Below are 24,113 nucleotides of genomic sequence, written 5' to 3'. Positions count from 1 at the left end.
CCAATTACAGAAGGGAGCTCTACATGTTCCGTCCCAAGTTGTTGTTCACCAGCCTGGCCGCCCTCGCACTGGGCGCCTGCTCGCCACAAGACCCGCAGGCCGTGACCTCGGCGGCCATCGCCAAGCAAGTGATCCTGCCGACCTACAGCCGCTGGGTCGAAGCCGACCGCCAACTGGCCGTCAGCGCCCTCGCCTACTGCCAGGGCAAGGAAAGCCTGGAGACCGCCCGCGCCGATTTCCTGCACGCACAAAAGGCTTGGGCCGAGTTGCAACCGCTGCTGATCGGCCCGCTGGCCGAAGGCAACCGTTCGTGGCAAGTGCAGTTCTGGCCGGACAAGAAAAACCTGGTCGGTCGCCAGGTTGAACAACTGGTCACCGCCCAGCCACAGATCGATGGCGCAGCGCTGGCCAAATCCAGCGTTGTGGTACAAGGCCTGTCGGCCTACGAATACATCCTCTACGACGCCAAGACCGACGTCGCTGACGAAGCCCAGAAAGCCCGTTACTGCCCGCTGCTGGTGGCCATTGGCGAGCGCCAGAAAGCCCTGGCCGAAGAGATCCTGGCCAGCTGGAACAGCACCGACGGCATGCTCGCGCAGATGACCAAGTTTCCGAACCAGCGCTACGCCGATTCCCACGAGGCCATCGCCGATCTGTTGCGCGTGCAGGTAACCGCACTGGACACGCTCAAGAAGAAACTCGGCACGCCGATGGGCCGCCAGACCAAGGGCATCCCGCAGCCGTTCCAGGCCGATGCGTGGCGCAGCGAGTCGTCCCTGCAAAGCCTCGAAGCCAGCCTGGCCGCCGCTCAGACCGTATGGGTCGGCATCGACAACAAGGGCCTGCGTGGCCTGTTGCCGTCGGACCAGAAGCCATTGGCTGACAAGATCGACGCCGCCTACGCCGCCTCCCTCAAACTGTTTGCCAGCAACCAGCGCACCCTCAATGAGTTGTTGGCCGACGATGCCGGGCGCCAGCAACTCAACGACCTCTATGACAGCCTCAACGTCGTCCACCGCCTGCACGAAGGCGAGCTGGCCAAGGCGCTAGGCATTCAACTGGGCTTTAACGCCAACGACGGTGACTGATGATGCTCAGGCGACAGGCTTTGGCCGTTGGCAGCGTGCTGCTCAGTGCGATTACTTTGGGTGGCTGGACGCTGTTTAAAAGCAAAGACAAGGGCCCGCTGCTGCTGTCGGCACGGGATGATGCGGACGGCAAGCACTATGCCGTAGGGTACCGCCTGGACGGTAAACCCGTGTTTGCCACCCAGGTCGGCCAACGCTGCCACGACATCATCAACCATCCGACGCTGCCAATTGCGCTGTTTGTCGCCCGTCGCCCGGGCACCGAGAGTTACCTGATTGACCTGCGCGATGGCACGCTGCTGCAAACGATCACCTCCAAGGCCAATCGTCACTTCTATGGCCACGCGGTCATTCACAAGGGCGGCGAGTGGCTGTATGCCACCGAAAACGACACGTCCGACCCCGGCCGTGGCCTGCTCGGCGTGTATAAATTCGAAGGCGAGCGGCTGGTGCATACAGGTGAGATTTCCACCCATGGCATAGGCCCGCACCAGGTGTCCTGGATGCCCGACGGCGAAACCCTGATTGTGGCCAACGGTGGCATTCGCACCGAGGCCGAAAGCCGCGTGGAGATGAACCTCAACGCCATGGAACCGAGCCTGGTGCTGATGCACCGCGACGGGACGCTGATCAGCAAGGAAACCCTCGGCCAGCAGATGAACAGCGTGCGGCATATGGGGATCGCCAGCGATGGCACGATCCTCACCGGGCAGCAATTCATGGGGCCGTCCCAGGAGCGTTCCGAGCTGCTGGCGATCAAGCGTCCAGGGCAACCGTTCGTGGCGTTTCCGGTGGCTGATGAGCAGTTGCAGGCCATGGGGCACTACACCGCCAGCGTTGCGGTACACAGTGAGCTGCGGCTGGTGGCGCTGACGGCACCGCGTGGCAATCGCTTCTTTATCTGGGACATGGACAGCGGTGAGCTGCGCCTGGATGGGCCGCTGCCCGATTGCGCCGGCGTGGGTGCGGTGGCCGATGGGTTTGTTGTCACCTCAGGCCAGGGGCGCTGCCGTTTCTACGACTGCCGCCAGAAACCGTTGGTGGCCAAACCACTGGAGCTGCCGACCGGGCTTTGGGACAACCACCTGCACCTGGTCTGACGCCAGGGTATTCAAGGCAAAAAAAAGGGCCTCGCATCGCAAGGCCCTTCTCCGGGGGTTTGAATAATTTCAACTTTGCGGCCTCATGCCTTGAGACATCCCGAACATGAACAGCAACAGCTCATGATCGGGTTTGACCGCCACACTGGCCTTGGCGACGCGTGGCAACAGGCATTGCCCGCCACCTTGCACCGCATGCAGAACCTGTGTGCGAGGCTGCTCCCACGCCGCCAGGGCGAGGGCTGCAATGCCCAATGCCCCGACCAGAAACAAACCTCGTGCTATTTCTAGCTTCATCTGGTTAAACCCTTGATAGCGCTGCCAAACGCCGTCTCGTAAAAGTAGCTGAGTTTTTTCCAGTCGGTGCTGTTCCACGACGAATGGCGGCGCAATTGCAGCATGTCGTGGGAGGCGGCCCGATAAGCGGTCAAACGTTGGCGACACTTCTCAAAATCCAGCAGCGCCACCTCCACATTGGCCGAGTCACCCTCACCCGTTACCCGCACAAAAATGTGCTTGATGTAGAGGCAACCATGCTGCCAACGGCCCTTGTGCATGCGCGCCAGGGTGCCCGCCAGTTCCTTGAGCAAACGCTCGTGAACCTGTTCGCCGTACTGCTCACGCCCACCGGCGGCGTACCAGTTTTCGATCTCGTCGAAACCGTCCAGGGATGCGGTCACCAACAGGGCCTTCCACTGATGCTCCGGGTCGCGACGCGCCTCGCAGAACACCAACTCCGGGACCCGCACATCGAGTAAACGCAGGCCCTTGAGGGCGTCACGTTCGCGCAAAACCGTCGGGCGTCCAAAAGGGTGCAACAGGCTGCGGTAGATATGCCCGGTCTGGCGCTTGCTGTAGAGCAAACGGCCATTGGGGCTGATCACCCGTTGCACACCACTTTCACCGCCGCGCCGACGGTTAGGCTCTTCCACCCACTCGCCCTGCTGGCGCCAGAAAAAATCGAATCGTTCTTCGGGAGCTACATGACTGCCTACTGCGCACTCAACTGCCATCCTGTTACCTCTTACGCAAGACATACACTCGCCACATGGCGTAGAGCGGTATGAAGTCCAGGGATTCCTGAACACGGAAACCGGCCTGCTCAAACTCTGCCTCAACAGTAGCAGCCGGTAGCACAAAGCGGTTTTGGTAACCTTCCTGCTCACCTTTCTCGCGACGTTTCGCTTCGGTGCGCTTGCGCTTCCATGCCTTGAAATTGCCATCCACCCACAGCGAAATAATCACGCTGTCACGGGTAACCCGCTGAAATTCCTTCAAAATCGCCAACCGATGCGCAGGCTCACCAATGTGGTGCATCAAGCGCATGCAAAAAATGCTGTCGACCGAGTTATCGGGCAGATCGATATCAAAGGCAGATGTCTGCAAGGGCCGTACCCGTTTCACCACATCGGCGGGCTGGGCGGCTGTAGCAACCTTTAACATCGACGCTGAATTGTCGGCCCCGATAATCACACGGTTGGGTTTTTCGGCCAGTAACGGCCAGAAACGCCCCGCCCCGCAAGGCAGGTCCAGCACCAGGCCGGGCTCACCAGCCATCGCCAGTGCACCACGCGCCAATTGCTCGTCGCGTTTGTGGGACAACCGGCGAGCCAGATTGTCCTGATGCTTGAGCAAATATTTCTGAGCGTGCTGATCGTCGTACTTTTCAGAAAATTCGAGTTTGGTCGGGGTAGACATCAACGGATCTCCAGTTGCTGATGCCTACAACCTTAAGCAGCGAACTGTGATCAACAGGTCAACCCGTTGTGAAAAACTTGTCCTGTCCAATCCCATACATTTCAAGACTTTACAGATACAAGCAGTGGCATGGGGCCATCTTCGCCGAAAAGGTGGGGATCTGCCGCAGGATAGCGGCAGGGAGGGGGCTCAGGGTTTGACCTGGCTCAACTCGACGTGGAAGCGGCAGCCGTTAGGCTCCATGGTACTGAGGCTGACGCTCCAGCCCTGGTTCTCGCAGATGCGCTGCACCAGTGAAAGCCCAAGGCCCAGGCCATCACCGCGCTTCTCGCTGCCACGTACAAACGGCTCGAACATCGCTTCGCGCTTGTCTTCGGGGATGCCCACGCCGGAGTCTTCCACCACAAAACCACTGGGCTCCAGGGTCAAGCGGATAAACCCGTGCTCGGTGTAGTGCAAGGCATTGCGCAACAGGTTGCCCATGACCGCATGCAGGAACGTCGTGTTATAGCGCGTATCCAGCGGCTGGCCAGGCTGGTAGATCAGCTCCAGGCCCTTGCGTTCGATAGGTTCACGCCAGATGCCAAGCAGGTCGTCGGCCACCTGGGAGAGGCTGACCTGAGGCGACATGGCGCCGTTATCGTGCTGGGCACGGGCGAGCATCAGGAAGGTCTGCACCAGTTCGCGCATTTCCTCACACGCCCGGGCAATTCGCTCGACCTGGTTGCGACCGCGCTGGTCGATGGCCGGGTTCTCCAGGAGCAATTCGCAGGAACTGGCCAGTACCATCAAGGGGGTGCGCAACTCGTGGCTCACATCGCTGGTAAACAACTGCTCGCGGTTCAGCGCCTGGCGCAACCGGCCCAGGGTGGCGTCGAAGGCCACGGCCAACTCGCCCACTTCGTCAGCGGCGTAGTCAGGCGCCAAGGGCGGCGCCAGGCCCAGCAACTGGTCACGATGGCGAACCTGGCGGGCCAGGCGGACCACCGGAGCCATCACCTTGCGTGCCAGCACCCAGCCGAGGAACACCGCCAGTGCCAGGCTGAGCACAAAGCCAACCAGCACCACGGCGAACAGCACGCGCTCACGCTCTTCAAAATCGCTTTGGTCTTGCAACAGCACATAGCGCCGGCCGTCGACCACTTCCACCATGGCGTGGTACGACAGCGCCTCGCGGAACACTTCGTGAAAACCCGGCTCCAGGTGTCGCAGGTCCTTGGGCAACTCGAAATCACCGCGCCCACCGCTGAAATAAAACAGCTGGTCCGGCTCAGGCCGGTGGCTCCAGTCTTCGACGCTGTCCATCAGCAGCAGGCGTTGCAAGTCACCGCCCAGGCCAGCCGAGATCAGCTTCTCTTCCACCAAATGCACGGTGGCGACAATGCCCATGGCGAAGGCCCCCGCTACCAGTGCGCTCATCAACGCAAAGGCGATGATGATCCGCTGGGCAAGGCTCTGCTTAAACTCCATCACGACCCTCGGCCAGGCGATAACCCACACCGTGCACCGTTTGCAGCAACGGCTTGGCGAACGGCTTATCGATCACTTGGCGCAATTGGTGAACGTGGCTGCGCAGGCTGTCGCTGTCCGGGCAGTCATCGCCCCACAGCGCTTCTTCGAGGATCTCGCGGCGTAGCACGTGCGGGCTCTTTTGCATCAACACCGCCAGCAATTTCAGGCCGACCGGGTTGAGCTTGAGCAGGCGCCCTTCGCGGGTGACTTCCAACGTATCAAGGTCATAGCTCAGGTCGCCGACTTGCAGGGCACGTCGCCCGCCGCCCTGGGCACGGCGCAAAACGGCTTCGATGCGGGCCGCCAGTTCCGACAGGGCGAACGGTTTGAGCAAGTAGTCGTCGGCGCCGGACTTAAAGCCCTGCAGCCGGTCATCCAGTTGGTCGCGAGCGGTGAGCATGATCACCGGGGTGTCGCGGCGTGCGTCTTCGCGCAGGCGTTTGCACAAAGTATAGCCATCGATACCCGGCAGCATGATGTCGAGCACGATCAAGTCGTAATGTTCGGTGGCGGCCAGGTGCAAGCCCGACAAACCGTCCTGCGCGCAATCCACGGTATAGCCTTTTAGCCCCAGGTAATCCGCCAGATTGGCCAGAATATCGCGGTTGTCTTCAACCAATAAAATTCGCATGGGCAGTGTCTCCGTACGCGGTAACGGCCGTGTTGGCTCACGCAGCTTAAGGCCAAGTGCGGCTCAGGGATAGACCTGGAAGGCCCGTCGATTAAGGTTTTCAACCGATATTTTAGTTGAACGAGATTTTCACTATAGCTTCACAAACTGACTACAGTGTCAGGGCGAAGATCGCCGCCCATTGATATAAGGAATGTAGACATGGGGTTTCTCAGAACGGCGCCTATGCGCTATTTGCTGCTCGTCACCGGCGCCTGGCTGGTTGTTTTCCTGCTCACTCGCAGTGTGTTGCTCGTCACTCACCTGGACGAAGTCGGTGGCAATTTGCTGCCGGTGTTTGGCGTGGGCGTGCTCTATGACTTGGGCTTCTTGACCTATGCGGCGTTGCCGTTAGGGCTGTATTTGCTGCTGTGCCCGCCCGCATTGTGGCGCCGCCGTGGCCATCGCTGGTTCCTGCAGGCGGTACTGACGGTCAGCCTGTTTGCCATGCTGTTTACCGCCGTTGCCGAATGGCTGTTCTGGGATGAGTTCGGCGTACGCTTCAACTTTATTGCCGTCGACTACCTGGTGTATTCCAACGAGGTCTTGAACAACCTGCTGGAGTCCTACCCGATCGGCAAGCTGCTCAGCTTGTTGGCGATGCTCGCCATTGTGCTGAGCCTGGTCCTGCGCAAGCCATTCAATGCGGCGATGAGTGCCCCGCTGCCGCCGCTGCGTGGTCGTCTGCTGAATGCACTGGGCCTGTTGCTGGTTGCCGGGCTCAGCCTGCAACTGATCAGCCAGGACAGCCCCCGCGCCCAAGGCGGCAATGCCTACAAGAACGAACTGGCGAGCAATGGCCCGTACCAGTTTTTTGCAGCGTTCCGGAACAACGAACTGGACTACACGCAGTTCTATAAAAGCCTGCCCGCCGACGTGGTCGCCAAGCAGTTGCGCGCCGAACTCAGCGAACCCAACGCCCGCTTCATCGGCAAGGACCCGCTGGACATCCGCCGTGCCATCACCAACCCCGGCACGCTGCGCAAACCCAACATCGTGCTGGTGACCATCGAAAGCTTCAGCGCCAAGTACATGGGCAGCAATGGCGACGGGCGCAACCTCACGCCCAACCTGGACGCCTTGCGCCAGCAGAGCCTGTACTTCAATAACTTCTACGCCACCGGCACCCGCACCGATCGCGGCCTGGAGGCAATCACCCTGGCCATTCCCCCCACGCCCGGGCGCTCGATCGTCAAGCGCATCGGCCGTGAAAGTGGCTTCGCCAGCCTCGGCCAGCAGTTGAGTGCCATCGGCTACGACAGCGTGTTCGTCTACGGCGGGCGCGGTTACTTCGATAACATGAACGCGTTTTTCAGCGGCAACGGTTATCGGGTCGTGGACCAGAGCAGCGTGGCTGAATCGGAGATTTCGTTCAAAAACGCTTGGGGCATGGCCGACGAAGACCTATACCGGCAAACCCTGAAACTGGCGGATGCCGACTATGCCAAGCAGCAGCCGTTCTTGCTGCAACTGATGACCACCTCCAACCACCGCCCTTACACCTACCCGGACGGGCGCATCGATATCAAGTCTGGCAACGGCCGTGACGGCGCGGTGAAATACACCGACCACGCCATCGGCGAGTTCCTCACGGCGGCGCGCCAGAAGCCGTGGTTCGACAATACGATCTTCATCTTCGTCGCCGACCACACCGCCGGCAGCGCGGGCAAGGAAGACCTGCCCATCACCAACTACCAGATCCCGTTGTTCATCTATGCGCCCAAGCTGATCGAAGCGCGGGAAAGTGCACAACTGGCCAGCCAGATCGACCTTGCGCCAACATTGCTGGGCTTGATCAACCTGAGCTACGAGTCGACCTTCTTTGGCCGCAACCTGTTGCAGGACAACCCGTTGCTACCGCGCGTGGTGGTGGGTAATTACCAGCACCTGGGTTTGTTTGACGGCAAGGACCTGGCGATCCTCAGCCCGCGTTTTGGGCTGCGTCGCCATGACCAAGCGCTGGGCGATAGTCAGGAGCTGCGGGTGGGCAGCGATGATCCGTTGATCCAGCGCGCGATCACCTATTACCAGGGGGCCAGTTATGGGTTCAAGCAGCAGTTGCTCAGCTGGAAAGCGCCCAAGGACACAACCCCGCAACTGACCAACCGCTGACCGTAGTGAGCGGGCTTGCACCGCGCGGCGGTGTGTCAGGAAAATGTGGGGCGCCTGATAGACCGCGGCGCGGGGCGAGCCCGCTCACTACAAAGGCACGGCCCCGCTTAGTAACCGGCAATAAAAAAGCCCCGCCTGCATCACTGCAGGCGGGGCTTTTTCAGTACGGGGGTAAGGCTGGCTTACATCATGCCGCCCATGCCACCCATGCCGCCCATGTCTGGCATGCCGCCGCCAGCTGCGCCTTCAGGCTTCGGCTTGTCAGCGATTGCAGCTTCGGTGGTCAGAACCAGGCCACCAATGGAGGAGGCTGCTTGCAGCGCGGAACGAGTCACCTTGGTAGGGTCCAGGATGCCCATTTCGATCATGTCGCCGTAGACGCCAGTCGCAGCGTTGTAACCGTAGTTACCTTTGCCGTTCTTGACTTCGTTGACCACCACGCTTGGCTCGTCGCCGGAGTTGGCAGCGATCTGGCGCAGTGGTGCTTCAACGGCACGACGCAGAACAGCGATACCCACGTCCTGATCGGCGTTGTCGCCTTTCAGACCGGTCAAGGCTTCCAGAGCACGGATCAGCGCAACGCCACCGCCAGGTACCACGCCTTCTTCAACGGCTGCACGGGTAGCGTGCAGGGCGTCTTCAACGCGGGCTTTCTTCTCTTTCATTTCAACTTCGGAACCCGCGCCAACCTTGATCACTGCGACGCCGCCGGACAGCTTGGCCAGACGCTCTTGCAGTTTTTCACGGTCGTAGTCGGACGAAGTCTCGGCAACCTGGGCACGGATCTGAGTGATGCGAGCCTGGATGTCCTGCTCAACGCCAGCACCGTCAACGATGATGGTGTTTTCTTTGGAGATGGTCACGCGCTTGGCACTGCCCAGGTTTTCCAGGGTGGCGCTTTCCAGGCTCAGGCCGATCTCTTCGGAGATAACGGTACCGCCGGTCAGAACGGCGATGTCCTGCAGCATGGCCTTGCGACGGTCGCCGAAGCCTGGAGCCTTGACGGCTGCGACTTTAACGATGCCACGCATGTTGTTCACAACCAGGGTCGCCAGGGCTTCGCCTTCAACGTCTTCGGAAACGATCAGCAGTGGACGGCCAGCTTTGGCAACGGCTTCCAGTACTGGCAGCATTTCGCGGATGTTGGAGATCTTTTTGTCGACCAGCAGGATCAGCGGGCTGTCCAGCTCGGCAACCATGGTGTCTGGCTTGTTGACGAAGTACGGGGACAGGTAGCCACGGTCGAACTGCATGCCTTCTACAACCGACAGTTCGTTTTCCAGGCCAGTGCCTTCTTCAACGGTGATCACGCCTTCTTTGCCGACTTTTTCCATGGCTTCGGCAATGATGTCGCCGATGGAGCCGTCGGAGTTGGCGGAGATGGTGCCTACCTGAGCGATAGCCTTGGTGTCAGCGCATGGCTTGGACAGGTTTTTCAGCTCGGCAACAATGGCGATGGTCGCCTTGTCGATGCCGCGCTTCAGGTCCATTGGGTTCATGCCAGCAGCGACGGCCTTGTAGCCTTCGTTAACGATAGCCTGAGCCAGAACGGTAGCGGTGGTAGTACCGTCACCAGCGTCATCGTTGGCACGGGAGGCAACGTCTTTGACCAGCTGCGCGCCCATGTTTTCGAAACGGTCTTCAAGTTCGATTTCTTTGGCGACGGAAACGCCGTCCTTGGTGATGGTCGGAGCGCCGAAGCTCTTCTCGATGATCACGTTACGGCCTTTCGGGCCCAGGGTCGCTTTTACCGCGTCAGCCAGGACGTTGACACCAACGAGCATTTTCTTGCGGGCGGAATCGCCGAATTTAACTTCTTTAGCAGCCATGATCGATAATCCTTAAATTCTTTGGAGTAACGGGAAAGTAAGCGGAAAAATCACGCTTCCAGAACGGCGAGAATCTCGTTCTCGGCCATGACCAGCAGGTCTTCGCCGTCAACTTTCACAGTGTTGCTGCCGGAGTAAGGGCCGAATACAACCTTGTCACCGACTTTAACGGCCAGAGCACGCACTTCACCGTTTTCCAGGGTTTTGCCTGGACCAGCAGCGACGATCACACCGTGGTTGGCTTTTTCAGCAGCCGAACCTGGCAGAACGATACCGCCAGCGGTTTTCTTTTCTTCTTCGCTGCGACGGATTACGACGCGGTCGTGCAGAGGACGAAGCTTGCTCATTGTCGATCTCTCCTAATTGTGTTTTTCATCGGCCGGTGTCAGTACCGGCGGGTTGTAATCCGGCTGTGCCGGTCGCGGTTCGCCAAGCGAAACGCGGAAGTCTGTCTGGCGTTGCCACCAGAAACCTTGCGGTGACCGATACATAAGGGCGCATAAGCTTATTACAAGGGGGCTCGACGGATTTTTTTTGCACTCGCCGGGCGGTAAAAGCAACACGGCACCCGAAGGTGCCGTGCTGGTGAAGCGGTTACTTGGTGTCGCGGTGTTCGAACTCGCCTTCAATCACGTCGCCTTCACGCTCCAGCGGCTGGCGCGGGGTCGGGCCGCCACGGGATTGCAGGTCGTCGGCGAACGCTCGCTGACGGATCGCAGCCTCTTCGGCACGCTGGCGCATCTTGCCCGCCAGCAGCTTGCGGGTGAACGGCAACAACATCACCAGGCCGACCACATCGCTGATAAAGCCCGGCAGGATCAACAAGCCACCGGCCAGGGCCATCATCAGGCCTTCAAGCATGGTCTGGGCGGGCAGTTCGCCACGGTTCAGGCTTTCACGGGCACGCAGCGCCGTGGCCAGGCCGGCGACGCGCAGCACCAGAACGCCAAGCATCGAGCCGAGAATGATCAGCAACAGGGCCGGGAAAAACCCGATCGCGCTGCTGACTTGAACGAATACGAACAGCTCCAACACCGGGAACAGCAGAAAGAGCAATAAAAAAGGGCGCATCAAATGGTTCCTCAACGCAAGAATGCCTTGCCAGTCCACCTTAGATGACGTCGCCGTTTCGTGAATTCAAGCGCTGGCCGCCGCTTTTTTCGGCCAAACCTCGGCGTGAGCCAATGAAACCAGGGCTTCGCGCACTTGTGTCGGAGTGTTGCAAGACTCCGCAAAGGGCAACCAATATAAGGATTGGCCTATACGCAGGTGCATGCCTTCACTGTCTATGCCCGCCAGTTGTGCAGGCTCGGAGGTCGGCAAACCGGTGAGGTCGACGTAATGGGCAATAGCCTTGGTGTGATCGCTGTTCATGTGCTCGATCATGCTGCGCTCGGCCTTGCCCGCGAACGGGTTGGCGAGCGTCAATTCATCGACCCAGTGAATCGCACCAAACCCGCCGATATAACGGTGACGCACCGGTTTGAGCACCCAGAAATCGAAGTCATGGGCCTTATGGTAGTTGGCCGAATCGGGGAAATAGCGGTAATAACGCTCGGCGGCCGCCTCGATGGCTGTGGCGTCCTCCAGCTTCTCGGCCTCTGCCAGGTAGGTCAGGCGCCCTACCGCTTGTACATCATCGGCCTCGCGCTCACCCACCAGCAGCGAGCACTTGGGGTCTTTCTGCAGGTTATGGGTGTGTTGGGCGATGCGGCTGATGAGGATCAGCGGGCGGCCTTGATCGTCGAGGCAATACGGCACCACCGAACCGAAGGGAAAGCCAGGCATGGCTTTGGACAGTGTGGCGAGCGCCCCACGGTATTCCTTGAGCAACAGCTCTCGGGCGTTCTTGGCAACCTGTGTGCTCAACGTATGACTCCTCGGGGTATTCAGCCGCCCATGGCATATGGGAATGGATCTCAACCACAAGGTAATCAATATCGGCAAAGGTTGCCAAGCAGGTTTTGTGCGGCCTTATTACCAGGCGACACCGAACCCGGCGGTGTAGCGGGTTTTGCTCAGACTGCTGTCCGAATCGCCGCTGATGATGTCGCGCTCGGCCTTGAGGTTGAGCGAGGCCCATTCGGTGACTTTGTAGCGCAGGCCCATTTCCGCATCCAGGGAGTAATCCACCGGCCCATCGATCGGCCGGCCCAATTCGCCGTTGGTGAAGAACTCGACGGTCTTGCCCACCAGGTAGCGGTTGTAGTTCCACTTCATGGCCACGGAGTAGAAGTTGTCCTTACCGCCGTCGGAATATTCGTAGTCAGTACGGTTGACCAGCGAACCCAGGGAGAACGCGCCCAATTCATCGTCCCAGAACTGGTAGCCCGGGCCGGTGCCGACGGTGCGTTGGCGGGACAGGTCTTCCACCTTGTCACGCTTATAGGTCAGGCGGCCCTGCCAGAACCAGTGCTCGGTGAGGAAGCGGTCCAGGTCGTATTCCAGGGCCCAGTTGTCGGTGGTAGTGACGTCGTCCTGGAACTCGCGGTTGTACTCGCCCTGCCCCGTGTGACGCCATTGGCCGTGACGGGCGGTGGTCTTGAAGTCGATGTCGTAGTCGTTGGTGTCTTTTTCTGCGCGCTTGTAGTCCAGCGCCAGGTCGACGTTGCCTTTCCACACCAGGTCTTCGATCACAGGCTTGGGCTTGATGATCTGCTGGATGCTCGCCAGCTCCACGGTCTTGGGCGCTTCGCCATTGGCCAGGACCACTTTGCCGTCATCTGCGGCTTTGAGCGACTTGGCTTTCTCGCCCGTGTAGGCATCCTGTTTGACCAGCAACTCCTGGTCGCTCTCCAGGGTTTTCACCTGTTTCCAATCCACCGGGATGGCCCCTGCGTAGTCGGTCTGGATCAGCAGCTTGCCACCGTCGAAGACCTTGATCTTGCCGGTCAGGCGGTCGCCGTTCTTCAACCAGACGGTGTCGGCCAACAAGGGCGTGGAGGCGCTGAAAACAGCGAGGCACAGCAGGGTTCTGGACAACATAAGCAGGTTCGGGGCTCAAGTTTGACAAAAAAGGCGGCATTATCGTGTTAGATAACGTCTTAGCAAGGACTGACTCAGGGATTTGGGTTGAGTTCAGTGTTCACCGCGATATTTACAGACGTTTCTGACAAAGATGCCGACGATCTCAACGGATATGCCCACAGTGAATGAACCCGCCGAAACCCCGCAAAGCCCCGCCGAGATGCGCCGTACGGCGCTTTACCTCACCTTGGCGCAGGTCCCGCCTGGCTGCGTGGTGAGCTACGGGGAACTGGCGCACCTGGCTGGGCTGGGACGCGCGGCGCGCTGGGTGGGGCGCACCTTGAGCCAGCTTCCCGAGGACACCAAGCTGCCCTGGCACCGGGTGCTGGGTGCCGGTGGTCGGATAAGCCTACCGGTGGGCAGTGCCTCAGGCGACGAGCAACGCGCGCGATTGCGCAGCGAAGGCGTCACGATCCGCAACAATCGCGTGGATATTCAGCGTCATGGCTGGCGCCCGGTAGAGCACAGCGGTTAGAGTGCGCGCTTTGTTTCCGCAAATCTGAGGCAGACTCCAGCCCATGCCCCGTAAAACCTGGCGCGCCGCGCTCGCCGCCTATGCCAGCCCCTCGACGTTAGTGCTGTTGTTGCTCGGCTTCGCCGCCGGCTTGCCTTACATGTTGGTGTTCTCGACGCTTTCCGTGTGGCTGCGTGAGGCCGGTGTGGCCCGCGAGACCATCGGCTATGCGAGCCTGATCGGTCTGGCCTACGCCTTTAAATGGGTCTGGTCACCGCTGCTCGACCAATGGCGCCTGCCGCTGCTCGGTAAACTCGGGCGCCGTCGTTCCTGGCTGGTACTAGCCCAGTCACTGGTAATCCTCGGATTGATCGGCATGGGCTTCTGCGATCCGCAGAAACACTTGTCCTGGCTGATCGCCATCGCTGTCATCGTCGCCTTCGCGTCGGCCACCCAGGATATTGCAGTAGACGCCTATCGCCTGGAAATCGCCGACGACAGCCGCCAGGCCGCCCTGGCGGCCAGCTATATGTCTGGCTACCGCATTGCCGCCCTGCTGGCGACGGCCGGCGCGCTGTTCTTTGCCGAAGGCTTCGGCTCGACCGGCTTCAACTATAAGCACTCGGCCTGGACCGGCACCTACGTGCTGTTCGGCGTGCTGATGATCCCGGCACTGCTGACCACCCTGTTCATGCGCGAGCCGAACGTACCGCTGCGTACCCAGTTGCAGGCCGGTCGCTACAGTTTCATGCACCAGTTGGTGTCGGTGTTTGTCTTGATTGTGCTGCTGGTGTCGGTGCCGGCGATGTTCACCCAGCTGTACAACACGGATTTCGCCAGCGTGCTGTTCCACGGCGTGAGCCTGTGGGAACTGCTGATGGAAGACCGCGCCTTCCTGCGCGCCATTCTCTACATCACCCTCACCTGCCTGTGCCTTTCGGCCATGGGCCGCCGTGGCCTGGCGCCGGTTCTGACGCCGGTCAACGACTTCATCGTGCGCTACCGCTGGCAGGCGCTGCTGCTGCTCGGGCTGATTGCGACCTACCGCATGTCCGACACCGTGATGGGCGTGATGGCGAACGTGTTCTACATCGACCAAGGCTTTACCAAGGATCAGATCGCCGGCGTCAGCAAGATCTTCGGCCTGATCATGACCCTGCTCGGCGCGGGCATGGGCGGCCTGTTGATCGTACGATTCGGCATCCTGCCGATCCTGTTCATCGGCGGCGTGGCCTCGGCCGCAACCAACCTGCTGTTCGTGATGCTCGCCGACATGGGCCCGGACCTGCAGATGCTGATTTTCACGATTTCCCTGGATAACTTCAGCTCCGGCCTGGCCACTTCGGCGTTCGTGGCCTACCTGTCAAGCCTGACCAACCTCAAGTTTTCCGCGACCCAATACGCGCTGCTCAGCTCGATCATGCTGTTGCTGCCGCGCCTGATCGGCGGCTATTCAGGGGTGATGGTGGAGAAGTTTGGCTACCACAACTTCTTCCTGATCACCTGCCTGCTGGGCGTGCCGACGTTGTTCCTGATTGCCTTGCATTGGTTCCAGGAGAATCGGCGGGCTCGGTTGAATCCGCCAGCTGACGAAGTATCTCCCCTGTAGGAGCCGGCTTGCCGGCGATGAGGCCCGCAAGCCTCGCGTCAATCTCAAAGACGCCATCGCCGGCAAGCCGGCTCCTACATACCCCTCTGTATTCTGATGCCTGTACTCCGGCAGTTTGCGCCCGTACAATCCAGAGTCATTTCAAGTCCAAGCAACCGACAACGGCCTACCATGCGTACCAGTCAATATTTGCTCGCCACACAGAAAGAAACGCCTTCCGACGCGGTTGTGATCAGCCATCAGTTGATGCTGCGCGCCGGCATGATCCGCAAACTGGCCTCCGGCCTGTACACCTGGCTGCCCATGGGCTTGAAGGTGATGCGCAAGGTCGAAGCCATCGTTCGTGAGGAAATGAACGCCGCCGGCTCTCTGGAAGTGTTGATGCCGAGCACTCAACCGGCTGAACTGTGGCAGGAATCCGGGCGCTGGGAAGAATACGGACCTGAGTTGCTGCGCTTCAAGGACCGTCATGGCCGCGATTTCTGCGCCGGCCCGACCCACGAAGAAGTGATCACCGACCTGATGCGCAACGAGCTGAGCAGCTACAAGCAGCTGCCGCTGAACCTGTATCAGATCCAGACCAAGTTCCGTGACGAAATCCGCCCACGCTTCGGCTTGATGCGCGGCCGCGAATTCATCATGAAGGACGCGTATTCGTTCCACGCCGACCAGGCCTCCTTGCAGGTCACTTATGACCGCATGCACACCGCCTACTGCAACGTGTTCACGCGCCTGGGCCTGAAATTCCGCCCGGTTGAAGCGGACAACGGCTCCATCGGCGGTGCCGGCTCCCACGAATTCCACGTGCTGGCTGAGTCCGGCGAAGACGATATCGTGTTCAGCAACGGTTCCGACTACGCGGCGAACATCGAGAAAGCCGAAGCCGTGCCACGGGAAACCTCCCGTCCTGCTCCGGCCGAAGCACTGCGCCTGGTGGATACCCCAGAGACCAAGACCATCGCGGCCCTGGTGGAAAAATTCAATCTGCCGATTGAAAAGACCATCAAGACCCTGATCGTGCGCGCTGAAGAAGAAGGCAAGCTGATTGCCCTGGTAATCCGTGGCGACCACGAGCTCAACGAAATCAAGGCGGCCCAGCAACCTGGCGTGGCCAGCCCGCTGGTCATGGCCACCGATGCCGAACTGCGCGACGCCATTGGCGCCGGTGCGGGCTCCCTCGGCCCGCTGAACCTGCCACTGCCGATCATCATCGACCGCTCGGTCGAGCTGATGAGCGACTTCGGTATCGGCGCCAACATCGACGACAAGCACTACTTCGGCGTGAACTGGGAGCGTGACCTGCCGGTTCCAACCGTGGCCGACCTGCGTAACGTGGTGGCCGGCGACCCAAGCCCGGACGGCAAGGGCACCCTGGAGATCAAGCGCGGCATCGAAGTCGGGCACATCTTCCAGCTGGGCAACAAGTACAGCAAGGCGATGAAGTGCGAAGTGCTGGGCGAGAACGGCAAGCCGATCACCCTGGAAATGGGTTGCTACGGTATTGGCGTGTCACGCGTGGTGGCAGCTGCCATCGAGCAGAACAACGACGAGAAAGGCATCATCTGGAGCGACGCCCTGGCCCCGTTCCAAATCGCCCTGGTACCGCTGCGCTACGACAACGAGCAAGTACGCGAAGCCACTGACAAGCTGTATGCCGAACTGACGGCCGCCGGTTTTGAAGTGTTGCTCGATGACCGGGACAAGAAAACCAGCCCGGGCATCAAGTTTGCCGACATGGAGCTGATTGGCATCCCGCACCGTATCGTGGTCAGTGACCGCGGCCTGGCGGATGGCAATCTGGAATACAAGAGCCGGACCGAAGCCGAAGCCCAACCGTTGCCGGTGGCTGACGTGCTGTCTTTCCTTCAGGCGCGTATTCGTCGCTGAAAACCAGATCAAGAGAAGTCATGTTCAAGCGAAACACCAGAGCCCTGGGGGGCGCCGCCTTGTGCGGCGCCCTGCTGGTCAGCGGCTGCGCCAACCAGATGTCGCAACGCAGTGAGCACGAGGAACGGGTCGAGCGTAAGTTGCTCGACCACAGCCTGCAGATCGATGTAGGCGAGCCCAAAGTGCTGGAACTGCCGCAACGCCGGGTTCGGATTCACGAGCAAAAGACCTTTGAGGTCACCGAGTTCGAAGTCACCCGTCGTTACGATCGCTACACCCCCTACCAGCCCTGGCGCAAACTCTACGAGATGCCTCTGGGTGCCGTGGCTCTGGTGGCTGGCGCCGGCGCCAACGTGGCGAATATCTTCGCCCTCGGCAACCTGCCCACCAGCATGACCCGCGACTGGCTGAGCTACGGCGTGGACGGCATCAACCCGTTCATGAACGTGCAATCCCATGGCCGTGCGCAACAGAACCTGGCGGGTATCGATGAAGTCCAGCGCGACAAGCGCGTGGAGTATTCGAGCCTGCCCTGGAGCGAGCGCCCGGTGCAGGTCACTGCCGGCAAGCAGACCCATGAACTGACCACCGACCGCAACGGCGTCCTGCGCCTGAACCTGTTGGACAGCCCATTTGCCGAACAGGATCTGAACCGCGTCAGCACCTTGAAGATCAGCGTGGAAGATGGCCAGGACGATGTGCATTCGGACTCGACCCTGGCGATCAGCAGCACCCTGCGCAGCAAGTTGCTGGAGGCCCACGGCCTGATCTACGACGACCTGGAAGACGACGAGGTCAACCAGTGGGTGCACCGCGTCAAGCGCCTGTCGGAGTTGGGTCTGGAAGAAGAAGCCAGTGAACTGGAACAAAGCCTGATCGAACTGACCCGCAATGATCCGGAGTTACAGCAGGAATTCCTGCAGGCATTGACCAAGGATGCGGGGCGTTTGGTGGCAGACCCCGGCGCACGCTGAAACCTGATTCGCACGCTTCCTTGTAGGAGCCCGGCTTGCCGGCGATGGCGATCTTGCGGATGCCATCGCCGGCAAACCGGGCTCCTACAAGGGGTGCGTGAACAGTTCCAGCTGTTCGTTACCGCCGCTGAGGTCCAGCAAGCGTACGCCAATCCCCAGCAACCGCACCGGCTTGCCACCGCGATTAAACGCCTGCGTCAGCAGCTGTTGATAACTCTCCAGGTCCCGCCCTGCCCCCGCCTGTTCCAGTGTGGTCTGGGTAAAGTCATGAAACTTCACTTTCACGAACGGCTTACCGGCGCGGTAGCTGCTGTCGATGCGCGCCATGCGCCCGGCCAGGGTTTCCATCAGTTCAGGCAATTTCGCCAGGCAGCTTGAAAGGTCCGGCAGGTCGACATCGTAGGTGTTTTCCACGCTGATCGATTGGCGGCGGCTGTCGTTCTGCACGGCGCGATCATCGATCCCACGGGCCAAACTCCACAGTCGTTCACCGAAACTGCCGAACTCACGCACCAGCGCCAACTTGTTCCACTCGCGCAATTGCAGGCAGTCCTCGATGCCCAGGCGCGCCAGCTTGTCCGCCGTGACCTTGCCCACCCCGTGCAGCTTGCTGACCCGCAACTGGGAAACAAAATCCTCGACCTGATCCGGCGTGATCACATACAGCCCGTTGGGTTTCTTCCAGTCGCTGGCGATCTTGGCCAAAAACTTGTTCGGCGCGACCCCGGCAGACACTGTGATATGCAACTGGTTGGAGACCCGCCGACGGATGTCCTGGGCGATACGCGTCGCGCTGCCGCCAAAGTGCGGGCTGTCGGAGACGTCCAGGTAGGCTTCATCCAGGGAGAGCGGCTCGATCAAATCGGTGTAATCGCGAAAGATCGTCTGGATTTCCTTTGACGCTTCTTTATAGGCGTCCATGCGCGGCTTGACGATGGTCAGGTCCGGGCACAGCTTCAAGGCGTGACGGGAAGACATGGCCGAGCGCACGCCATAGGCCCGCGCCTCGTAGTTGCAGGTGGCGATCACCCCACGCCGGTCCGCCGAGCCGCCCACGGCCAGGGGCTTTTGCGCCAGGCTCGGGTCATCGCGCATCTCGATGGCGGCGTAGAAGCAATCACAGTCGACGTGGATGATTTTGCGCTGCGTCATATAAAGGGGTGTGGTCCTACGGGTGGCCAGTATCGCATTCACCCCTGTATATAGCACCAGTAGTTTGAATCTTCCGTCTGAGTGGTAGGAAATTTCGCCAATGAATTTATTTTCTCAATCGAAATCGGCAATCCGATAGAGCTGAAAGCCACGGCCTGACTGGCCCCAAGCCCTTTCGGAAACCCACCCCGGCACGCTAACCGATTGAAGCAGAAGCGCTTTTCCTGGAATCTACGGTTGACACACCGAAGTTCCTCTGTAGAATGCCGACACACAGACGCGGGATGGAGCAGTCTGGTAGCTCGTCGGGCTCATAACCCCCGAAGGTCGTCGGTTCAAATCCGGCTCCCGCAACCAAACATCAAAAAAGGCTACTCGAAAGAGTGGCCTTTTTTGTGCGCGCTGATTTTGTAGTGAGCGGGCTTGCCCCGCGCCAGCGGAATACCTGACACACCGCCGCGCGGGGCGAGCCCGCTCACTACAAAAGCGTTTTCAATCGGGAACTTAGGTGGGCTGAGTGGCTAATTCACACTTATTTGACTCATATGGCCATTAACGGTTGACACCCCGCCGCTGGACTGTAGAATGCCGCCCACAGACGCGGGATGGAGCAGTCTGGTAGCTCGTCGGGCTCATAACCCGAAGGTCGTCGGTTCAAATCCGGCTCCCGCAACCAAACATCAAAAAAGGCTACTCGAAAGAGTGGCCTTTTTTGTATCCGGTGAAAAAGTTCTTCTGAAACAATGACATGGCATATTTCATGAAACCCTACACGGTTTGTTGAGTCCATGTCTTTGCAAGCTATGCTCAATGCTCAAGCGCTACCCTCTACGACCAATGGCCGCTGTCGCCGCCCCCGGCGATACGCGTTAATATTTGTAATTATTTTGTCCATAGGGATTGGTAACTTGGCTGGATACCTCCATCCTGTCGCGCACAATCCACGAGGTGATTGATGCGCGCCAACTCGTCTGAACCACAAGACACTGTCACAGCAGAACAACCGATCACTCCCACTCGTTTGCGTTGGCTGGATCTGTTGAGCAAATACCGTCAGCCCATCGGGTTGGCCGTTACCCTGTTGCTGTTCGCAATCGCCCTGATCGCCTGCCGACACCTGCTGCTGGAACTGGACCTCTACGCCCTCCACGACTCGATCCTGGAAGTGCCCAAGCCTGCCCTGCTCGGTGCGTTTGCCGCCGCCGTGGCCGGTTTCATCATTCTGTTGGGCTACGAGTTTTCGGGCGCGCGTTATGCCGGCGTGAAGCTGCCCGCCAAGACCCTGGCCCTCGGCGGTTTTACCGCCTTCGCCATCGGCAATGCCATTGGTTTATCGATGCTCTCGGGCGGCTCGGTGCGTTACCGTTTATATGCACGTCATGGCATCGGGGCTTCGGAAGTGGCCCACATGACCGTGTTTGCCAGCCTGGCCCTCGGCACCGCCTTGCCCCCCCTGGCCGCACTGGCGACATTGAGCAACCTGCCCGCTGCCGCGACCTACCTGCACCTGCCACAGATGGTGCTCGGCGGTATTGCAGGCGCGGTGCTGCTGCTGTCGACCGTGCTGTGCATCGGCATTTATCGTCGCCGCCTGCCAGAACAACCCTACCCCGACAACCTGCTGGTCAAGGCTGGCCGTCGTACCCTGCGCCTGCCGGGCCGCCGCCTGACGTTCCTGCAACTGATCATCACCGCACTGGACGTCGCCGCCGCTGCAACCGTCCTTTATATGCTGCTGCCGGAAGCGCCGCCGTTCGGCCCGTTCCTGCTGGTGTACCTGCTGGCCCTGGCGGCGGGTGTACTCAGCCACGTACCGGGCGGCGTGGGTGTATTTGAAGCCATCCTGCTGGCCGCGTTTGCCGACAAGCTCGGCGCCGCGCCACTGGCTGCGGCCCTGTTGTTGTACCGAATGATCTACGTGGTACTGCCGCTGTTGATCGCCTGTGTGTTTCTGCTGGTCAACGAAGCACAGCGCCTGTTCCAAACGCAGCAGAGCCTGCGGGTCGCTTCCGGGCTGGCGGCGCCGGTACTGGCCGTACTGGTTTTTTTGTCAGGCGTGGTCCTGCTGTTTTCCGGCGCCACGCCGGAAATCGACTCACGCCTGGAAAACATCGGCTTCCTGATTCCCCACCGCCTGATTGACGCCTCCCACTTTGGTGCCAGCCTGATCGGTGTGCTCTGCCTGCTGCTCGCCCAGGGTCTGCGCCGACGCTTGTCGGCAGCCTGGATGCTGACGATGGTGCTGCTGCTGACCGGCGCCCTGCTCTCGCTGCTCAAGGGCTTCGACTGGGAAGAAGCCAGCCTGATGATCATGACCGCCGTGCTGCTGGCGATCTTCCGTCGCTCGTTCTACCGCGCCAGCCGCCTGACTGAACTGCCGTTCTCGCCGCTGTACCTGGTGGCCAGCGTCTGCGTACTGGGCGCCTCGATCTGGCTGCTGCTGTTTGCCTACCAGGACGTGCCGTACAGCCATCAACTGTGGTGGCAGTTCACCCTGGACGCCAACGCGCCACGTGGCTTGCGGTCGTTGCTGGGTGCCGCCGTGCTGCTGGTGATCGTGTCGCTGACCTGGCTGTTGCGTACCGCACGCCCGGTGATCCACCTGCCGACGCCTGACGAGCTGGAGCGCGCCACCAAGATCCTGATGGCTTCATCCCAGCCTGACGGTGGCCTCGCGCTGACCGGCGACAAGGCGCTGCTGTTCCATCCCAACGACGAAGCCTTTTTGATGTACGCCCGTCGTGGGCGCAGCCTGGTGGCCTTGTATGACCCGATCGGCCCGACCCAACCCCGGGCCGAGATGATCTGGCAGTTCCGAGACCTGTGCGACATTCACCACGCCCGCCCGGTGTTCTACCAAGTGCGCGCCGAGAACCTGCCGTACTACATGGACATCGGCCTCACCGCGATCAAACTGGGTGAAGAAGCCCGCGTCGACCTGAAACGCTTTGACCTGGAAGCCAAGGGCAAAGAGATGAAGGATTTGCGCTACACCTGGAACCGTGGCACCCGGGACGGCCTGTCCCTGGAAATCTTCGATCCGGGCCACGCCCCGATGGATGAACTCAAGGTCATTTCCGACGCCTGGTTGACCGGCAAGAACGTGCGGGAAAAAGGCTTTTCCCTGGGACGCTTCAGTGACGACTACCTCAAGCACTTTCGCATCGCGATCATTCGCTTCGAAGGGCGCCCGGTGGCCTTCGCGAACTTGCTCGAGACTTACAACCACGACCTGGCCAGCCTCGACCTGATGCGCGCCCACCCAGACGCGCCCAAGCTGACCATGGAGTTCATGATGGTCGGCCTGATCCAACATTATAAGAACCATGACTACGCCCGCTTCAGCCTCGGTATGGTGCCGTTGTCGGGCCTGCAACCGCGTCGTGGCGCCCCACTGACCCAGCGCCTGGGTTCGATGGTGTTCCGCCGTGGCGAGCAGTTGTATAACTTCCAAGGTTTGCGCCGCTTCAAAGACAAGTTCCAGCCTGACTGGGAACCCCGTTACATGGCCGTGCCCGCAGGACTTGATCCGCTGGTGGCACTGGCCGATACCGCCGCCCTGATCGCGGGCGGCTTGACTGGATTGGTGAAACGCTGATGATTCGACGCTCCTGGCGGTATGTATTGGCCTTTGTAGTGCTGCTCGCCCTGATCCTGGGTGGCGGCTATTGGTACTGGAACCGCCCTGCCCCGCAACCGACCCTGGAACAATTGCCCCAGGCCGACGGCTCTGTCATGACCCGCGTCACCCCGGCCGGCACGGCCAAAGCCCGCGTCGCCGTTGCGGTGCTGGCCGCTGACACCTTGAGCGACAGCCAACTGATTGCCCTGAGCCAGGGCGGCAAGGCACAGATTGTCCAAGTAGTTCTGCCCAAAGATGACTGCTTGTTGCAGGAGCAAGCCCTGCAAGGCGCCCTGAGCCAACTCAAGGGCCCGGCAACCCTCGTCAGCGGCATCGGCCCTGGCGCAGCGCTGGCATGGCGCTGGCTGGCTGCACAGAGCGACGACAAGGCCAACGCCATCTCGGTTGGCTTCGCCATGACGCAGGAAGGCTGCAAGGACCCATTGCCAAAAACCTCTGCCCACGGCAGCTGGCTGGTGGCCTGGAACGATAACCCTGACGATGATGCCGCCAGTTTCGTACGCGATACGCCGCGCGCAACCACCAGCATCAGCGACTACGACATTCACTACCCGCAAGTGCTGAACAACGAACTGCGCAAGCAGCTGGTGGGTTCGGACAACGGCGGCCTGGCCATTCCCGTGGTGGAAGTGCCAGCCGGCCAAGCCAAGGACACCGTGACCCTGTTCCTCTCCGGCGATGGCGGCTGGCGTGACCTGGACCGCGACGTGGCCGGCGAGATGGCCAAGATCGGCTACCCGGTGGTGGGCATCGACACCCTGCGCTACTACTGGCAGCACAAGACCCCGGAACAAAGCGCCAAGGACCTCACCGAGCTGATGCAGCACTATCGGCAGAAGTGGGGCACCAAGCGCTTCGTGCTGACCGGCTATTCGTTCGGCGCCGACGTACTGCCGGCCATCTACAACCGCCTGCCGGAAAACGAGCAGCAGCGCGTAGACGCAATCATCCTGTTGGCATTCGCCCGTACCGGCAGCTTTGAGATTGAAGTGGAAGGCTGGCTGGGCAACGCCGGCAAAGAAGCCGCCACCGGCCCGGAAATGGCCAAGCTGCCAGCGGACAAAGTGGTGTGCATCTACGGTGCCGAAGAAGTCGACGAGAGTGGCTGCACCGACAAGACGGCCGTGGGCGAAGCCGTGAAGCTGCCAGGCGGCCATCACTTCGATGAGAACTACCCCGCGCTGGCCAAGCGGTTGGTGGACATCATCGTGAAGCATCAGGCCAAGGATAAAGCCGAGTAATTCCCGGCCTACACAGGCTTATGTGGGGCTGGCTTGTGTGGGAGCTGGGGGGGGGGGGGGGGGGGGGGGGGGGGGGGGGGGGGGGGGGGGGGAGGGGGGGGGGGGGGGGGGGGGAGG

20 protein-coding genes and 2 tRNA genes are annotated in these 24,113 nt (G+C 60.6%); 11 read left to right on the top strand and 11 right to left on the bottom strand.

Going from position 1 to position 24,113, the window contains the following annotated elements:
* The first annotated feature begins 23 nt into the window (after positions 1–23).
* Positions 24–1,088 (top strand): imelysin family protein, encoded by a 1,065-nt coding sequence (locus AC07SU_RS07895; protein WP_494996677.1) that lies wholly within the window; start codon positions 24–26, stop codon positions 1,086–1,088.
* Positions 1,089–1,090: 2 nt separating this feature from the next.
* Positions 1,091–2,188, top strand: a complete 1,098-nt coding sequence (locus AC07SU_RS07890) for a DUF1513 domain-containing protein (protein WP_494996686.1) — start codon at positions 1,091–1,093, stop codon at positions 2,186–2,188.
* 69 nt (positions 2,189–2,257) lie between these two features.
* Here AC07SU_RS07890 and AC07SU_RS07885 read toward each other — a convergent pair whose 3' ends face one another.
* From AC07SU_RS07885 to colR, 5 genes are all read right to left on the bottom strand, one after another.
* On the bottom strand, positions 2,258–2,485 hold the full coding sequence (locus AC07SU_RS07885; protein ID WP_494996676.1) for a hypothetical protein: 228 nt from the start codon (positions 2,483–2,485) through the stop codon (positions 2,258–2,260).
* Positions 2,482–3,201, bottom strand: a complete 720-nt coding sequence (locus AC07SU_RS07880) for a lipopolysaccharide kinase InaA family protein (RefSeq protein ID WP_494996675.1) — start codon at positions 3,199–3,201, stop codon at positions 2,482–2,484. The genes AC07SU_RS07885 and AC07SU_RS07880 overlap by 4 nt, the downstream gene beginning before the upstream one ends.
* Positions 3,202–3,205: 4 nt before the next feature.
* Positions 3,206–3,886 (bottom strand): class I SAM-dependent methyltransferase, encoded by a 681-nt coding sequence (locus AC07SU_RS07875; RefSeq protein ID WP_176994364.1) that lies wholly within the window; start codon positions 3,884–3,886, stop codon positions 3,206–3,208.
* 189 nt (positions 3,887–4,075) lie between these two features.
* Positions 4,076–5,356, bottom strand: a complete 1,281-nt coding sequence (locus AC07SU_RS07870; protein ID WP_494996674.1) for a sensor histidine kinase — start codon at positions 5,354–5,356, stop codon at positions 4,076–4,078.
* Entirely contained in the window at positions 5,346–6,029 is a 684-nt protein-coding gene (gene colR / locus AC07SU_RS07865) for a two-component system response regulator ColR (RefSeq protein WP_003175870.1), read from the bottom strand. Before colR ends, AC07SU_RS07870 begins: the two co-directional genes overlap by 11 nt.
* Before the next feature lie 201 nt (positions 6,030–6,230).
* Between colR and AC07SU_RS07860 the strand changes: the two genes are divergently transcribed.
* Positions 6,231–8,180, top strand: a complete 1,950-nt coding sequence (locus AC07SU_RS07860; RefSeq protein ID WP_494996673.1) for an LTA synthase family protein — start codon at positions 6,231–6,233, stop codon at positions 8,178–8,180.
* A 182-nt stretch (positions 8,181–8,362) separates the two neighbouring features.
* On the opposite strand, the gene groL is transcribed toward AC07SU_RS07860, so the two are convergent.
* The 5 genes from groL to AC07SU_RS07835 form a co-directional block, all read right to left on the bottom strand.
* Positions 8,363–10,009 (bottom strand): chaperonin GroEL, encoded by a 1,647-nt coding sequence (gene groL, locus AC07SU_RS07855; RefSeq protein WP_176994367.1) that lies wholly within the window; start codon positions 10,007–10,009, stop codon positions 8,363–8,365.
* A gap of 50 nt (positions 10,010–10,059) precedes the next feature.
* Positions 10,060–10,356, bottom strand: a complete 297-nt coding sequence (locus AC07SU_RS07850) for a co-chaperone GroES (protein ID WP_016975516.1) — start codon at positions 10,354–10,356, stop codon at positions 10,060–10,062.
* Positions 10,357–10,603: 247 nt separating this feature from the next.
* Positions 10,604–11,080 carry an FxsA family protein gene (locus tag AC07SU_RS07845; RefSeq protein ID WP_176994368.1) on the bottom strand — a complete coding sequence of 159 codons (477 nt, stop codon included), beginning with the start codon at positions 11,078–11,080 and terminating at the stop codon, positions 10,604–10,606.
* 66 nt (positions 11,081–11,146) lie between these two features.
* A complete protein-coding gene (locus AC07SU_RS07840; protein ID WP_494996672.1) occupies positions 11,147–11,878 on the bottom strand; it encodes a HugZ family pyridoxamine 5'-phosphate oxidase in 732 nt (243 codons plus the stop codon).
* A gap of 108 nt (positions 11,879–11,986) precedes the next feature.
* Positions 11,987–12,994, bottom strand: coding sequence for a DUF481 domain-containing protein (locus AC07SU_RS07835; RefSeq protein ID WP_176994370.1), 1,008 nt, complete (start codon positions 12,992–12,994; stop codon positions 11,987–11,989).
* Between the two features lie 154 nt (positions 12,995–13,148).
* Here AC07SU_RS07835 and AC07SU_RS07830 point away from each other — a divergent pair, with 154 nt between their 5' ends.
* The 4 genes from AC07SU_RS07830 to AC07SU_RS07815 all read left to right on the top strand — a co-directional run bounded on the left by AC07SU_RS07830 (position 13,149) and on the right by AC07SU_RS07815 (position 17,960).
* Positions 13,149–13,511, top strand: a complete 363-nt coding sequence (locus AC07SU_RS07830) for an MGMT family protein (protein WP_256349773.1) — start codon at positions 13,149–13,151, stop codon at positions 13,509–13,511.
* 43 nt (positions 13,512–13,554) lie between these two features.
* Positions 13,555–15,099 carry an AmpG family muropeptide MFS transporter gene (locus AC07SU_RS07825; RefSeq protein WP_494996671.1) on the top strand — a complete coding sequence of 515 codons (1,545 nt, stop codon included), beginning with the start codon at positions 13,555–13,557 and terminating at the stop codon, positions 15,097–15,099.
* Positions 15,100–15,270: 171 nt separating this feature from the next.
* Positions 15,271–16,986: a proline--tRNA ligase gene (locus tag AC07SU_RS07820; RefSeq protein WP_494996670.1), complete on the top strand. Its 1,716-nt coding sequence runs from the start codon at positions 15,271–15,273 to the stop codon at positions 16,984–16,986.
* Between the two features lie 20 nt (positions 16,987–17,006).
* Positions 17,007–17,960 (top strand): hypothetical protein, encoded by a 954-nt coding sequence (locus AC07SU_RS07815; RefSeq protein ID WP_176994374.1) that lies wholly within the window; start codon positions 17,007–17,009, stop codon positions 17,958–17,960.
* An 84-nt stretch (positions 17,961–18,044) separates the two neighbouring features.
* On the opposite strand, the gene dinB is transcribed toward AC07SU_RS07815, so the two are convergent.
* Complete coding sequence (dinB, locus tag AC07SU_RS07810; protein WP_176994375.1) at positions 18,045–19,112, bottom strand: DNA polymerase IV; 1,068 nt, start codon at positions 19,110–19,112, stop codon at positions 18,045–18,047.
* 278 nt (positions 19,113–19,390) lie between these two features.
* Between dinB and AC07SU_RS07805 the strand changes: the two genes are divergently transcribed.
* The 4 genes from AC07SU_RS07805 to AC07SU_RS07790 all read left to right on the top strand — a co-directional run bounded on the left by AC07SU_RS07805 (position 19,391) and on the right by AC07SU_RS07790 (position 23,996).
* Positions 19,391–19,469, top strand: a tRNA-Met gene (locus tag AC07SU_RS07805).
* Positions 19,470–19,711: 242 nt separating this feature from the next.
* Positions 19,712–19,788: transfer RNA gene (locus AC07SU_RS07800), tRNA-Met, on the top strand.
* 279 nt (positions 19,789–20,067) lie between these two features.
* Positions 20,068–22,710, top strand: coding sequence for a bifunctional lysylphosphatidylglycerol flippase/synthetase MprF (mprF, locus tag AC07SU_RS07795; RefSeq protein WP_176994376.1), 2,643 nt, complete (start codon positions 20,068–20,070; stop codon positions 22,708–22,710).
* The gene (locus AC07SU_RS07790) at positions 22,710–23,996 is read left to right on the top strand and encodes a virulence factor family protein (RefSeq protein ID WP_494996669.1); all 1,287 of its coding nucleotides are present in this window, start codon (positions 22,710–22,712) and stop codon (positions 23,994–23,996) included. Before mprF ends, AC07SU_RS07790 begins: the two co-directional genes overlap by 1 nt.
* The last annotated feature ends 117 nt before the right edge of the window (positions 23,997–24,113 follow it).

This window comes from Pseudomonas sp. GW821-FHT05H12 (genome assembly GCF_059419385.1).
Note: the sequence above shows the minus strand (reverse complement) of the source record. Positions and strands in the feature narration are given on the sequence as shown.